Annotated in this window: 15 protein-coding genes; 8 read left to right on the top strand and 7 right to left on the bottom strand. The window is 63.6% G+C overall.

Annotation, left to right across the window (positions count from 1 at the left end; genetic code table 11):
- Nucleotides 1-52: 52 nt before the first annotated feature.
- The 7 genes from LNV06_RS11870 to LNV06_RS11900 all read left to right on the top strand — a co-directional run bounded on the left by LNV06_RS11870 (nt 53) and on the right by LNV06_RS11900 (nt 6,919).
- Nucleotides 53-799 carry a PEP-CTERM sorting domain-containing protein gene (locus LNV06_RS11870; protein WP_263538498.1) on the top strand — a complete coding sequence of 249 codons (747 nt, stop codon included), beginning with the start codon at nt 53-55 and terminating at the stop codon, nt 797-799.
- A 247-nt stretch (nt 800-1,046) separates the two neighbouring features.
- Complete coding sequence (locus LNV06_RS11875; protein WP_263538499.1) at nt 1,047-2,219, top strand: response regulator transcription factor; 1,173 nt, start codon at nt 1,047-1,049, stop codon at nt 2,217-2,219.
- A gap of 215 nt (nt 2,220-2,434) precedes the next feature.
- Nucleotides 2,435-3,880 carry a peptide MFS transporter gene (locus tag LNV06_RS11880; RefSeq protein ID WP_263538500.1) on the top strand — a complete coding sequence of 482 codons (1,446 nt, stop codon included), beginning with the start codon at nt 2,435-2,437 and terminating at the stop codon, nt 3,878-3,880.
- 105 nt (nt 3,881-3,985) lie between these two features.
- Nucleotides 3,986-4,396: an SRPBCC domain-containing protein gene (locus tag LNV06_RS11885; protein WP_263538501.1), complete on the top strand. Its 411-nt coding sequence runs from the start codon at nt 3,986-3,988 to the stop codon at nt 4,394-4,396.
- 56 nt (nt 4,397-4,452) lie between these two features.
- Nucleotides 4,453-4,656 (top strand): hypothetical protein, encoded by a 204-nt coding sequence (locus tag LNV06_RS11890; RefSeq protein WP_263538502.1) that lies wholly within the window; start codon nt 4,453-4,455, stop codon nt 4,654-4,656.
- Nucleotides 4,634-5,104 carry a GFA family protein gene (locus tag LNV06_RS11895; RefSeq protein ID WP_263538503.1) on the top strand — a complete coding sequence of 157 codons (471 nt, stop codon included), beginning with the start codon at nt 4,634-4,636 and terminating at the stop codon, nt 5,102-5,104. Before LNV06_RS11890 ends, LNV06_RS11895 begins: the two co-directional genes overlap by 23 nt.
- Nucleotides 5,105-5,179: 75 nt before the next feature.
- Entirely contained in the window at nt 5,180-6,919 is a 1,740-nt protein-coding gene (locus tag LNV06_RS11900; protein WP_263538504.1) for an SUMF1/EgtB/PvdO family nonheme iron enzyme, read from the top strand.
- A gap of 43 nt (nt 6,920-6,962) precedes the next feature.
- Here the strand turns inward: LNV06_RS11900 and LNV06_RS11905 are convergent, their stop codons facing one another.
- Together LNV06_RS11905 and LNV06_RS11910 are read right to left on the bottom strand one after the other, a co-directional pair.
- On the bottom strand, nt 6,963-8,435 hold the full coding sequence (locus tag LNV06_RS11905; protein ID WP_263538505.1) for an aminotransferase-like domain-containing protein: 1,473 nt from the start codon (nt 8,433-8,435) through the stop codon (nt 6,963-6,965).
- A gap of 9 nt (nt 8,436-8,444) precedes the next feature.
- Nucleotides 8,445-9,038, bottom strand: coding sequence for a LysE family translocator (locus LNV06_RS11910; protein WP_263538506.1), 594 nt, complete (start codon nt 9,036-9,038; stop codon nt 8,445-8,447).
- A gap of 146 nt (nt 9,039-9,184) precedes the next feature.
- Between LNV06_RS11910 and LNV06_RS11915 the strand changes: the two genes are divergently transcribed.
- The gene (locus LNV06_RS11915) at nt 9,185-9,847 is read left to right on the top strand and encodes a DNA alkylation repair protein (protein ID WP_263538507.1); all 663 of its coding nucleotides are present in this window, start codon (nt 9,185-9,187) and stop codon (nt 9,845-9,847) included.
- Between the two features lie 31 nt (nt 9,848-9,878).
- On the opposite strand, the gene LNV06_RS11920 is transcribed toward LNV06_RS11915, so the two are convergent.
- From LNV06_RS11920 to LNV06_RS11940, 5 genes are all read right to left on the bottom strand, one after another.
- Nucleotides 9,879-10,235: a hypothetical protein gene (locus LNV06_RS11920; RefSeq protein WP_263538508.1), complete on the bottom strand. Its 357-nt coding sequence runs from the start codon at nt 10,233-10,235 to the stop codon at nt 9,879-9,881.
- 109 nt (nt 10,236-10,344) lie between these two features.
- Nucleotides 10,345-11,013, bottom strand: coding sequence for a PEP-CTERM sorting domain-containing protein (locus LNV06_RS11925; RefSeq protein ID WP_263538509.1), 669 nt, complete (start codon nt 11,011-11,013; stop codon nt 10,345-10,347).
- 93 nt (nt 11,014-11,106) lie between these two features.
- On the bottom strand, nt 11,107-12,420 hold the full coding sequence (locus tag LNV06_RS11930; protein ID WP_263538510.1) for a S8 family peptidase: 1,314 nt from the start codon (nt 12,418-12,420) through the stop codon (nt 11,107-11,109).
- Nucleotides 12,417-13,097, bottom strand: a complete 681-nt coding sequence (locus tag LNV06_RS11935) for an anti-sigma factor family protein (RefSeq protein WP_263538511.1) — start codon at nt 13,095-13,097, stop codon at nt 12,417-12,419. Before LNV06_RS11935 ends, LNV06_RS11930 begins: the two co-directional genes overlap by 4 nt.
- A 5-nt stretch (nt 13,098-13,102) precedes the next feature.
- Nucleotides 13,103-13,759, bottom strand: a complete 657-nt coding sequence (locus LNV06_RS11940; RefSeq protein WP_263538512.1) for an RNA polymerase sigma factor — start codon at nt 13,757-13,759, stop codon at nt 13,103-13,105.
- Between the last annotated feature and the right edge of the window lie 97 nt (nt 13,760-13,856).

A 13,856-nucleotide genomic window follows, 5' to 3' on the forward strand; every position in this document is an offset into this window, starting at 1 on the left:
GGCGTTCATTGGCTTTTTGCTGAACGAATTGAACCAATAAAGGGATAAGACCATGAAGCATTTCAAACTTGCCGGCGTGGCCGTGGCCGCCGTGCTGGCAACGGCAGGCGCTCAGGCTGCGCCCACCTTGCTGGTGGACCGGGGACTGCCGACCATCAATCTGAACAATGTGGCCGGCGCGGACCGCAGCAATGTGAGCTGGACCGAGCCCACGGGCTCGAACGGAGAACATTGGGTAGATGGCGACAGCTTCACCAACACGAGCGCGCAGACCTGGCGCTTGTCCACCATCCGCGTTTGGGCGGTCGAGCCCAACATCGCCACGGCTTCGCTGTGGGGCGGCGTCGCTGGGTCCACCGTGTCGCTGCTACCAGGCGCGGGCAGCATCTCGAACACCAGCTATGTGGGCGGCCTCGATTACCAGGGCTACTCCGGCAACACCTACAAGATCCAGCAGATCGACTTCGCCGTCGATATCACCCTGGCCGCCGGGGAAACCTTCCAGTTCTTCCTGGACGGCACTGGCGGTGACTACCCCTCGCCTTTCTCGCATGCCTCCAACGCCGCGCTGAGCGGTTCTCCGCAAGACGGGGCCGACGGCAAATTGCTTTGGGGCACGATCAATGGCGGCAGCTTCGCCGTGGGTGGCGAGTGGTCCTCGCTGGGCAATGGCTGGGACAAGGTCAGCGACATCAACGTTCAAGCCTTTGGCAATGCCGTTCCCGAGCCGGCCAGCTTTGCCTTGACCGGCGTGGCGCTCTTGGCTTTGGGCCTTGTGCGCCGCCGTCGCGGTGCTTGATTTGATGTGAGCTAAGACCACCTATCTCTGATCTCGTCCCGTTTGGGCTTGGGCCGAATCCGCGTGATTCGGCCTTTTTTCGCGCCAGCCATCTCCGCGCTTGGCGCGCGGCCGACTTGGCCCGCGGGCTTTCAATCAATCTGCGCTAAGCTTATTCGCGTCGATGGGGCTTGCAGCGCGGCGCGTGAGCAAACGCATGCTGTTGTTGAGTCCTTTGCCACTCAAGTTCCTCCGCTTGAAAGCCCGCATGAACGCGCAAAATCTCAACGCATCCCGGCCGACCCTCCTGCTGGTGGACGACTCCTCCGAAATGCTGGACTTGATGGAGGCCTTGCTCAGCGACAGCTACAAGATCTTGACGGCGCCCAGCGGCGCCCAAGCCTTGGAGCTGGTGGACAGTTCCACGCCGCCGGATTTGATTTTGCTGGACTGCTTGATGCCTGGCATGGATGGCTACGAGACCTGCCGCAAGCTGCGCGCCTCCAGCGCGGCGGCCACGCCGGTGATTTTCTTGTCGGCCCTGACCTCGATCGACGAGCGGCTCTTGGGCTACTCGGCCGGAGGCGACGATTACGTCTGCAAGCCCTTTGACATGCCCGAGCTGCTGGCCAAGATTGAGCGGCAGTTGGCCGCCTCCGCCGCCAAGCGCGAGCTCGGCCAGCAACTCAATGAAGCCGTCAATGCGGTGATGAGCAGCGCCGATATGGTGGGCGAGGTGGGGGTGGTGCTGGACTTTCAGCGCAAGTTGAACAGTTGTTCGGATTACGCCGGCATTGCCGCCAATTTGTTTGAGTCGCTGGAGCGTTACGGGCTGGAGGGTTGCATCCGCATCAGCGGTCAAGTGGGCGCGATTTCCTTGAACAGCAAGGGGACGTGCACGGCGCTGGAGCAGTCCATCCTGGACCATTTGGCCGCGCAGGGTTTGGACCCGCATATCCGCCCGTTGGGCCCGCACACCGGCTTCAATTTCGACAGCGTGATTTTGTTTTTGCGCGACCTGCCGATGACGCGGCCGGCCGGCATGGACCCCGAGCTGGCCGAGCGCTACGGGCGCGCCATTGACAACGTCGCTTTGCTGATCGAGGGCGCTTGTACGAAGGTGGTGGCCTTGGACAATGAAGTGGCCATCCGCCAGCTGAACGACAAAGTCATCAAGATGATGGCCATGACCCGCTTGGCGCTCACCGATATTTCGGTGCGCAACCAAGATCAAGCCAGCGAGGTCAAGTTCTTGTTTGAGGCGCTGGCCAAAGACATGGAAGACAGCTACATCCATCTGGGCTTGATGCCGCAGCAGGAAGACTTTCTGAGCGGTTTGGTCAAGAACTACAAGGAATCGGCGGTGCAGTCGCTCGCCAAGAGCCAGGAAACCGAAGGCCGCTTGCGTCAGGTGATTGAGCAGTTAGGGCAGTTGAAGTAGCTCTGGCCGGACTGCAAGGGCGCAGCGCCCCTTCTGCGCGTCTGTCGGCAGCTAGCGATGAGACCTGCTTCGCTCCGGCGGCCCCGCCCGCAGTGCCGCTCAAGCCAAGGCGCCAAGTTTTTTGACGTGCCTTCAGACACCCCGGACAACACCGCTTGTGGAGAACGGCATTTTCGGAGACAGTCGCGGCTTCTTAATATATTTAGACGCTTGCCGTGACCTCTTCGACCTCTGATGCCGTCCGCGCCCGCAGTGACCGCGCTTTTCTGGGCCACCCGGCCGGCCTCGGCTGGCTGGCTTTCTGTGAACTCTGGGAGCGCTTCTCCTATTACGGCATGCAGGCGCTGCTGGTCATCTACCTCAGCAACTACCTGTTTCTGCCCGAGAACATCGGCAACGTCGCTGGCATGGACGCCTTGCGCGCCCAGATCGAGCGCCTGATCGGCCCACGTTCGCCACAACAACTGGCCTCGGTGGTGTTTGGCCTGTATGCCGGCCTGGTCTACCTGACGCCCTTGTTTGGCGGCCTCTTGGCCGACCGGCTGCTGGGTCGTACCAAGACCGTGGTCATTGGCGCCAGCTTGATGGCCTTGGGCCATTTCTTGATGGCATTTGAGAGCAGCTTCCTGGCGGCGCTGGCCTGTCTCTTGTTGGGCGTGGGTTGCTTCAAGGGCAATATCGCGGCTCAGGTCGGGGCGCTGTACGGGCCGGGCGACAAGCGCGCCGCCAGCGCCTTTCAGATCTTCATGCTGGCGATTCAGATCGCGGTGATCGCCGCGCCCATCGTCTGCGGAACCCTGGGCGAGAAAGTGGGTTGGCACTGGGGCTTTGGTGCCGCCGGCGTGGGCATGGTGATTGGCCTGATCGTCTATTTGGCCGGCCGCCGTTATCTGCCGCCCGAGGCGCCTCTGGTCAAGAAGAACGATGCCACGGCCCTGGCCAAAGAGCCGATGGGCCGCGCCGAAAAGGCGCGCTTGGTGCTGCTGCTGGCCATGATCCCGGTATTGATGTTGTCCATCGTCGGCAACCAGCAATACAACAACGCTTTCCCGCTCTGGTCGCAAAAGCACATGGACCTGCTGCTGTTCGGCTGGCAGGTGCCCGTGACCTGGCTGCAGGCGGTGGACGCGCTGACCAGCACCGGTACCATGCTGGCCTCGCTGGCTTTTTGGCGCTGGTGGGCGACCCGCCGGCGCGAGCCCGATGAGCTGACCAAGATGGCCTACGGCTCCCTGATCGCCGCCTCCGGCCCGGTTCTGCTGGTGCTGGCCGCCGCCTCGATTGCTGGCACCGATCAGAAGGTCAGCTTCATCTGGACCATTGGCTATACCTTGCTGAACAACCTGGGCTTTGCCAACATCCTGCCGGTCGGCTTGGCGCTGTACTCTCGCGCCGCGCCGCGGCAACTGGCCGGCTTGATGATTGGCGTGTACTACCTGCACCTGTTCTTGGGCAACTCCTTCGTCGGCTGGTTGGCAGGTCTGCTGGAAGAAATGCCCGGCACCCAGTTTTGGGGTTTGCATGCCGTGTTGGTGGCCTCCGCAGGGCTGCTACTGCTGACCATCAAGTTCATTTTTGGACGCATGTTGCTGCCCGATGATGATGGTGACGATGCCGGCACGCAAAAGGCTGGCGCCCAGCCGGCAGCAGCTGCCGCTTGAGGCCGCTTGATGCCGTTTGGAAATCGGCGGGTGCTGGCCAGCCGCCCGTAGTTTTTGCAGCGGGCGAGGCCTCTACACTTCTCCAACAAAGCACTCGGAGGCCTCATGAAAATTTTCGTTTCGACCCTGGTCGCCGCCCCCTTGGCCGAGGTCTGGCGCGCCTACAACTCGCCCGAGGACATCAAGGTCTGGAATACGGCCTCGCCGGATTGGCACACCACGGCCTCCACGGTGGACTTCCGCGAGGGCGGTAAGTTTTCCTCGCGCATGGAGGCCAAAGACGGCTCCTTCGGTTTTGACTTTGCGGGCGAGTACACCCGCATCCTGCCTTTGCAGCGCATTGAGTACAGCTTTGGCGAGCGTCAGGCGAGTGTTGATTTCTCTGAAAGCGCGCAAGGCGTCACCGTGACCGTCAGCTTCGACGGTGAAGAGACACATACCGAAGAGCAGCAGCGCGGCGGCTGGCAAGCCATCCTCGACAGCTTTGCCCGGCATGTGGTGGCAGCTCAGGGCTGAGGTCCAGACTCGCTGTCATCGAGTTCGGACTGAACACAAGAGGGAGGCATGACCTGATGAAACATCACCTGATCTCGGCCTTGCTTACGGGCTTGGTCGGCGCTGTTTGGGGCTATTTCGCGGACCTGCAGCAGGGCGAAGTCGCCTGGTTCTATGGGCGCATCTTGTTTTGCGCCGGGTTTGGATTCATGAGCTCTTATCTGCGCAGACGCGGTAACTCAACGGGCCGCCTCTCCGATGAACAGGCCATTGATCGCTGAACTGTTCGGCGCTTGCTACTGCGGCGCCGTCACCTTGCGCGCCGCCGCCCCGCCCAAAGGCGTCATCCACTGCCATTGCGGGCAGTGCCGCCGATTGAGTGGCGCGGCCTTCACCACGTGGGTGAGCGTGGCGCGTGAGAGCTGTGCTTTTAGCGGCGCCGAGTCGCTGGCGGTGTTCAGCCCCACGCCGAATGGGCGGCGCCACTTCTGCAAGCACTGTGGCAGTCATGTGTTCACCGAAGACTTGCGCATGCCGCAGATCTTTGGCGTGCCGGCCGGCATTCTTCAAGGTGATCCTCTGAGCTTGGCACCCAGCCAGCATTTCTTTGTCTCGCACAAGGCGGCCTGGCATGAGATTGCCGATGCGCTGCCGCAGTTCGGCGGCGAGGCGGGCTATGAGCGGCTGCTGGATTCGTCCACCGCAGCGCCAGATTCCATCGCGCGCTGACCGAACTCATCCGCGCTTTCGCCGGCTTCGTCGCAAGCCGCAGCGAGACGGCAGCCCGCTTCGCAGAATGCGGGCATGAACACACCCCACATCCTGGCCTTTTCGCTCCTTGGCCTGAGCACCCAAGCCTTCGCGGCACCCACTGCCTATATCGAACCGCCCATGGTCAGCGTACCGGGCGGCGAGTTCCAAATGGGCGGCGGCAAAGCCTATGGTGGCGATGCCTCGCCCGCCCCAGAGTCCTTGCCCATTCACAAGGTCAAACTCAAAGCCTTCAAGCTCGCCAAGTACGAAGTCACCGTGGCTGAGTTCAGGCGCTTTGTCGAGGCCACCGGCTACAAAGCGCCGGACAAATGCATACATCAGCCAATTCAGGGTTGGTTTGGTCAAGGCGCTACGCCTGGCTCCTGGGACAAGAACGAGTTGACCGACAGTGAGTTTCAGCCGACCGTGTGCGTCGGCTGGGCCGGTGCCGATGCCTATGCCCAATGGTTGTCGCAGCAAACCGGCAAGAGCTACCGCCTGCCGACCGAGGCCGAGTGGGAATATGTCGCCAGTGCCGGCCGTGGCAAGCCCGGCTTCCCCTTTGGCGAGGACCTCGACGAAAAGCGCATTTGTGAGTACGCCAATGTGTCCGACCAATCGGCCGAGCACGCCGGCATGGTCCGTTATGGCGCCACCTACACCGGCTTTATGGGGGGCATTTCGGACTGCGATGACGGCGCCGGCTTCGCTAGCATCGTCGGCATGTACAAGCCCAACCCTCTGGGCATTCACGACCTGATTGGCAATGCTTCCGAGTATCTGCAGGACTGCTGGGTCGAGAACTACGAGGGCGCACCCGCCGATGGCAGCGCACGGAAAACAGGTGACTGCCAGATGCGAGTCTTGCGCGGCGGCGCCTGGCATTGGCGCGGCAACTCCGTCACCATGCGCGGCGCGATGCCGCTTGACTGGGTGGGTGTGATTGAGGGCTTTCGCCTGGCGCAGAGCTTGGATGGCCCGGCCGACCTGCACGCATCGCCCACGGCGCAGGCCTTCGAGAAGCAACTGGCCCGCGTCCAGGCAGTGGAGCGGGCAAGGCGCAAGAGTTTGCAGCCCTTCCCGCAGCCGCCGCAGGGCTTGCAGCTGACGCAAAGCCTGGCTGACCCGGCCAAGCCCGGCGCGGTGCAGCTGTCTTGGTCGGCCAGCGCCGAACCGACGGTGTTGGGTTACCACGTCTATCGCAGTGACAGCCTGGGCGGCGACTTCACACGCATCGCCAGTGACGTCAAGGAATTACGTTATGTCGACAAAAGTTCACCAGCGCGCAAACACCGCTATGCGGTGGTGGCCGCCAACCGCGATCGATTCAGTGGTTTCAGCGCTCCGGTGCTGACGGCCGACCAGGTGCACCCGGTGCCCGGCCTGATTCAGGCGGAAGACTTCAACCAGATGCAGCAGGTCACCGTCGGCAAGGTGGCGCCTGGGGAGGACCAGGAAGACGCCCATGGTCAGGGCGGCCTGAACCTGACCGGCCCGACCGGCATGGCCAAAGACAGTTGGACCGAGTACAGCATCGATGTCGCGCGCAGCGGCAATTACCGACTCTCCTACCGTGTGGCGAGCAAGGAGGGCAGCGAGGGCTTGGAGCTGTCGCTGGACGGTCAAACCGTGGCCACCCAGGCTGCGCCCAGCAGCGGTGGCAACAAGGTATGGCAAACGGTGATTGCGCCCGCGCCACTGCGACTGGAAGCGGGCCGCCATGTGCTGCGCATCCGTTCTCTGGCCGAGGGCTGGAAGCTCAACTGGTTTGAGATCTCAGCGGCGGAGTGAGGCCGAAAGAGCGGGGCAGGGGGGGCGTCCGGGTGGCTGCGCCTTAGCGCTCGGCGTCTGCCCCAGCTCCAGCCCCCGCCCCAGCCCCAGCGCGCGCCAGCGCCGCCTTGGCGCCGGCAACTCCTTGCAGCCGCTCGCGCAGATAGTTGGCCAGGCGCGGCTGCTGGCTGAAGGCGGCGTTGAAGCGGATGTGCGAATCAAAGGCGCGGTCGGCCGAGAAGGTGGCGCCGCGCACCAGCAAGATCTTGTTGCGGTAGGCGTCTTGCACCAGCAGGTTCAGGTCCACCTCGGGCGGCACCGAGCCCCACAGGAAGAGGCCGCCCTCGCCGGGGTGGTCCAGCCGGATGCCGGCCTCGCTCAGCTGTTTGGCGCTGCTGTGGCGAGCGGCCATTAACTTGGCATTCAAGCGGTCCAGGTGCTTGCGCCAGCGCCCGGCGGCCAAGACTTCCAACATCACATATTCCTGCAGCGCCGAGGTGGTCAGCACCGAGTAGATCTTCTCGCGCATCAGCGCCTTCAGCAGCGCAGGCTCGGCGGCCATATAGCCCAGGCGCAGCGCCGGGCTCAGCGCCTTGCAAAAGCTCGAGTAGTAGATCACCCGGTCCAGGCCCGAGAGGCTGGCCAGGCGGGTCGCGTGGCCGGGGTGGAAGTGGCCCTGCACATCGTCTTCGGCGATCAGCAAGCCATGCTGCTGGGCCAGCACCAGCAGCTTGTGCAGATTGGCGGCACTGCTGCCCCAGCCGGTTGGGTTGTGCAACACCGTTTGCACAAACAGCAGGCGCGGGCGGTGCGCCAGGCAGGCGGCCTCCAGCTCTTGCAGGTCCAGGCCATCGGGGCGGCGTTTGATGGGCAGGATGCGAATGCCGTCTTTGCGCAGCCGGTCGAACATCAAAAAGTAGCCCGGGTCTTCCACCAGCACCGTGTCACCCGGCTGCAAAAAGGCGCGGCAGATCAGGTCGATGGCATGGGTACCGCCATAGGTGGTGAGGATGCGGCCGGCGTCAGCGGCAATGCCCATGCCGCGCAAAACCAGCGCAATCCGCTCGCGCAACTCCGGCACGCCTTGCGCGGGGCAGCGCGTGGCCATGCCGGCGCTGGCGCGGGCCATGCCGCGTTGCAGGGCAGCCAGCGGCACGGCGTCGTCCAGCCAATTGGGGGGCAGCGCGCCGCTGCTGGCCAGCAAGACGCCGGCGCGCTGGTCATTGGCCTGCTGGGCCAGCCACACGCCTTCTTGCTCCTCGCCCGCCTCCAGCGCCGCCGCATCGGGCAGGGCAGCGCTGCGGGTTTCGCACACAAAGTAGCCGGCCCGGCCGCGCGACTCGATCAGCCCCAGTGCCACCAGCCTGTCATAGGCGCTGACCACGGTGTTGGGGCTCACCGCCAGCTGGGTGGCGAGCTGGCGGATCGACATCAAGCGTGCCGCAGCGGGCAGGCGGCCATCGGCCATCAGCTCGCGCAAGCGCAGCTCGATCTGGTCAGACAGCGGGGTGGGGGAGTCGCGGTGGAGAGAAAACACAGGCCAAGATTAGCGCAAGAAGCTGATGGCCAGCAGCACCAGGGTGCCGCCCATGCTCAGATTGAAGAGGCGGCGCTTCAGCGGGTCTTGCAAAAAGCGCCGAATCGCCACGCCGAACAGCGCCCAGGTGGACGAGACCGGCAAGCCGACCATGATGGAGGTCAAGGTCACCAGCAGGGCGCCGAGCGGCACACTCAGGCCCGTCGGCATGAAGACCGAGGCCAGGGTGATGGCCTTGACCCAGCTCTTCGGGTTGATGGCCTGGAACAAGATCGCTTGCAGCATCGTCATCGGCTGGCCGGCCTCGGCGACCGACATGGCACTGAGCTTCCAGGCCAGCCAGATCAGATAGAGCGCGCCAGTCACCCGCAGGATTTGGTGCAAGACCGGGAAGGCGGCGAACAAGCTGCCCAGGCCCAGACAGGTGAGCAAGGTCAGCAAGGCCCCGCCCGCCTGAATGCCCAGAATCAAGGGCAGCGCGCGGCGGTAGCCGAAATTGGCGCCCGAGCTGGCCAGCAGCACATTGTTAGGCCCCGGCGTGCCCGACATCACAAAGCAATAACTCGCCAAAGGCAGCAAATCGGTGGGGGACAAGAAAGGCATGAGGGCAGCTCCAACAACAAGGCCTCCACTGTCATCGCCCAGCGCGTTTTGACCAAGGTACAGGCGTGGCATACAAGACTTGCGCTGTATCAGTGCGCGCAGCCCTACAGTCGCGTTTGTGGGAAATGAAAACGGGAGGGTGGGCTATGGCGAAGAATTTGCCCGGGGTGCTGGCGCTGCTGCAGGCGCAGGCGCGCCCGGATCAGCTGGACGCCATGGCTCGCTTTGGCCTTACCGGCGCGCAGCGCCTGGGTCTGTCGGTGCCCAGCTTGCGTGCCTTGGGCAAGCAAATTGGGCCCGACCATGAGCTGGCCCTGGCCTTGTGGGACAGCGCCATTCCCGACGCGCAAATCCTCGCCAGCTTGGTGGCCGAGCCTGAGCGTCTGACGCTGGCGCAGATGGATTCTTGGACCCAAGGCATGCAAGCCTGGGATGTCTGCGACCAAGCCTGCCTGAACGCCTTTCGGCGCAGCCCCAAAGCCTGGGCGCGCATTCCTGTGTGGGCGGCGCAGCAGCCCGAGTTCGTCAAGCGCTGCGCGTTCTCTTTGCTGGCCGTGATGGCGGTGCATGACAAAAAGCGGCCCGACGCCGACTTCATTGCACTGCTTCCGCTGATTGCACAAGCCGCTGATGATGAACGTAACTTCGTCAAGAAATCAGTCAACTGGGCGTTGCGCCAGATCGGCAAGCGCTCGGCCCTGCTGCGCCCCGAGGCCATCGCCCTGGCCGAGCAATTGCGGCTGCGGCCGGAGAAAAGCGCCCGTTGGATTGCGGCCGACGCTTTGCGAGAGTTGCGCACTAAGCCTTAGCGTGGGCTGGCATTCTGCCGCTCAGGGCCGCTCAGGGCAGCGGATGGTCGCTGTGCGAGACCTCATAGCCATCGGCCACATAGGCCGGCCCCTTCATCATCCAAACGATGACGCAGCCGCAGGTGACCGTCAGCGCCAGGGACCAGACAGTGAACACCAGGCCCCACATGGCGTAGTCAAACAGCTGCAGCTGGCGCAGCTGCGCATTCAGGGCCAGTACCGTGTCGGGGCTGGCTTGCAAGGCCTGCCAGCCATGCATGAGCAAGGCCGCCAGCAAGGGCCCAAAGGTCCCCGCCGCCAGCGAACGCGGCAAAGCCTTCAACAGCCGCCATTCCAAGCCGGCAGGTGCACGTTGCTGATAACCGGGGAGTTTGCGTAGCCAGTCCATGCGGCTATTTTGCGTGAAGCGGGCCAGCTTTGCTGGCCCTGGCTCCGGCCCGAGGCAGGGGCCAGAGCCAAGCCGCTACGCGAGCGGCTGACTCAGCAAGGCTGAGCTTTCAGCGCAGCGGGCGACGACGCAGCAGGGCGAAGGCGCCAAGCCCCAGGAACATCAAGGCCGTAGAGGAGGGCTCGGGCACGGCCGTCACCGCGGCATTGACGGCATTGGGCGCAAAGTCTGGAATCGCTGCCACGCCCGAGACCGACACGCCATTGAAGCTGCTGCCCGTGAAGCGCGGCCACAGGTTCCAGGTGTAGTTGGCCTTGCTGAAGCCGTTCTCAGGCAAGACAGAGCCTGCGATGGTGGCCGAGATGGTGGAGCCGAAGATGGTGGCCGTACCGACATTGGCACCGCCACTGACGATAGAGCCATTGGCATTCACCACCACCGTTCGATCGAACAACACTTGAGTCAAGCCAAGACTGCTGCCGAAGGCGGCGGTGCCTTGGCCCCGATTGAAGCCCCAGACGTAGGCCGCCAAAGAGCTCGGCGAGATATTGCCCGCCATGGTGGCCGAGAGTTCAAAGACGTCACGGCTGGCGTCGTAGTTCACCCAGCTGGCGACGACATCAAACTCGCCGGTCTGTGCACCTTTGTAGGTGCTCAAAAAGTCCCCCAAGGGGTCTCCCACGGTCACCGCCTGAGCCGGTGCGGCCGCCAATCCAGCCACACTCAGGATGAGGGCCGAACTGGCTGCATAGGCTTTCTTCAATGCGCTTTGCTTCATTTGTAGTTCCCGGTTGAATGACAAATATCCGATAGAGCCGACGCCAAATGCGTTGGCTTTGGATGAGTACCCCGGGGACTAGAAAAGGTTGCCTTACAAGCTCGTCAAACTAGGGGGTGTGTTCAAGGCGCGGCATTGTTGCTGGGGCTGCAAGGCCTTCAAAGCCTGGCAAGCATTCAGCGTCGAGCCTGCTCCCTGGGGCGCGAGCAAGTCACGCAAAGGGCGCCGTGCGTTGCCGCTCGGCGTTGGCAGGGCTCTCATCAGGGCCGCCAAGCCGGTGGCATGGGCGGCGGCCAAGGAACTGCCACTGGCGTAGTCAAAACGTCCGCCGGGACTCAAGGTCAGCACATCTCGGCCTGGCGCGAGAAGTGCAGCTGAAATCGCTGAAGGGGGAAGGGGGCCATCCAAGCCGCCGGGCTCCATGGCCACGATCTGAACGCCCATCACATTGGCTGGAAAGCCCTGCAAGCTGCCATTGACCGGCAAGGCCCCCAAGACCCAAATGCCTCGGTTCAAGGCATACCGGGTCAAGAGACTCAGCAGCGGATCGGCAGGACCGCCCAGGCTGAGATTGATGATGTCCGCGTCCGCCGCGATGGCGGCGCCTAGGGCTTGGGCCAGTGTGAAGCTGTCGCAACGAGCGGAGGCTGAGTCGCGTTCCCAGCAGGCCCGGTAAGACAGCAAACGGGCCTGCGGCGCCACACCGACGATGCCAATCTGATTATTGGCCACGGCGGCGATCACGCCCGCCATCTGCGTGCCATGCCGCTCACCCTGGGGCGGCGCCGGATGGCTGGGGCCGACAAAGTCCCGCTGCACTTGCACCCGCCCTTGCAGGTCGGGATGGGCGGCGTCCAAGCCCGTATCAATCAGGGCCACCTTCACGCCTTCCCCGCGTGTCCAACGCTGCGCTTCACTCACCTCCATGCGTGTGAAACCGCGCTGCAGTGCCCAGTACGGGTCGTTGTAATCGGTGCTTGCAGCGGCTTCGCTCAAGGTCTCGAACTGATGGAGTGGCTGGGCCAACTCGATGCGAGCGTCAGCCTTCAATCGCTCCAGCAGTTGGTCCCGGTCTTCACCGGAGGTGATGCGGAACAAAATGCAATGCAGCTTCAGGGGCGCAATCGTCCAGGCGGCGCGCCACTCCAAACCATGGCTGCGTGCAATTTCAGCGGCGACCCTCTGCGTGGCTGGGCTCAAGGCGTAGGACTGTGTGGCCCCGTAGGCCGCACGCGGTGTGCCGCCCACGGCGGGCAGGCTGTAGCCTTTCTCGGCCAAGGCCACGATCAGCAGGGACTCGCTCTCATGCTCGGCCATCGGAGCTTCAGGCGGGGCCGAAAAAGCGCAGGAGCAGACCCATCCCAGGCAGAGCGCCACCAAGAGTTGCAGCAAACGGCGAGGCATCATGGTTGAGTGGCCGCGGGCTCGGTCGGCCCCAGCGGCTCGGCCAACAAGACGCCGGGCTCGGCCCTCAAGGCCTTCACCAATTCGGGCACCGACTTTCTTGCGTCCGGGTGTGGTGCGAGGCCGAAGAATTGGCCCTCAGGACTGCTCTGCACCAAGAGCAAACCATGGCTTTGCAGCAAGGACTGCAACTCCCCCAACTGCAAGTGCGGCGAGGGCACCAGGCGGATGCGAGGCGTCAGCCCCGTGGTGGGCGCTGCCGGCTGGCTCAGCACCTGGTAGTCCTGGGCAAGACCCGAGTAGCGCTGCCACAGCAGACCCAGGCCCAGGGCCTGGACGAGCAGCGCGGCGGCCATGGCGCGCGGCCAGTCCAAACCCAGGAAACGAGGCCGGCCTCCTTTAGGAAGCGCGGCCGCTTCGCTGGGCGCATGCTCTTGCGCCCAGAAACGCCGCAGCGCCGCATCCGCGTCCCCGGTATCGTCGCGCTCCGCGGACTCCTGCTGCATGGCCTGTCGGAGCTTTTGCTGGAACTGCATCTCTTCACGGCAATCCGGGCACTGATGCAGATGAGCTTCCAGGCTCTGACGCTGAGCTGGATCAGCGCTGCCGTTGAGCACCCATGGGATCAGCTCCCAAGCTTGGACATGTGCAGATTCCTGCGAGTGAGTTGAAGCATCCATGGCGATCAAGCTTGTTGGTTTCGGATAGCGGACGCCGACTTGGCGTCCAGACCGCCCAAGCCTGGCATCAGGTTTCTGAGGCGCAGCCGGGCATTGAACATACGCGCTTTGACGGTTCCTTCGGCGCAGCCCATCACTTGGCCGATCTCGGCACAGGACAGGCCGACGAAATAAGCCAGCTCCAAGGTCATGCGCAGGTCCTCGGGCAGGCGCTGCAGGCCTTTGGCCAGCCAGTCCCGCAACTCTTGTTCGGGGCGGGGGTCGCTGCGGGCCAGCGGGTCCATCAGTGGGTCGCTCCTAGCGGAACCGGCACTTCGCTCCTCGGCTTGCGCAATTGCGATCTCGGTGGCGAAGGGCTCGCCATCGCGCAGCGCCTTCATCAGGGTTCGATAGGCGATGCCCATGATCCAGGTACTGACCTTGGCTTCGCCCCGGTAGTCGGCCGCCTGAATCCAGACGACCCACAAAGTCTTGTTCACCACATCCTCGATCAATTCGGGGCTGCGGTTGAAGCGCCGCAGGAAGCGGCTGAGTCGCCCGAAGTAACGCCGGTACAGTCGCTCGAATGCGGCACGATCCCCCGTCGCTGCTGCGGCCAGTTCCTGCCGGTCCAAAGCTTCCGCTGCGAGCGAGGTGTCGACGGCAAAGGGTTTGGGAGTCATGGCCGTATGTTCCAAGAGGGAAGACGATGGTTGCCTGTTTTCGAAAAAAAGACGTTTTTGCTTCTCGCTTGGCTTTTTGCTTCTCGATGCCCTGTGT

It is taken from the genome of Paucibacter sp. Y2R2-4, assembly GCF_025717535.1.
In the GTDB taxonomy this organism is placed as follows: Bacteria; Pseudomonadota; Gammaproteobacteria; order Burkholderiales; family Burkholderiaceae_C; genus Paucibacter_A.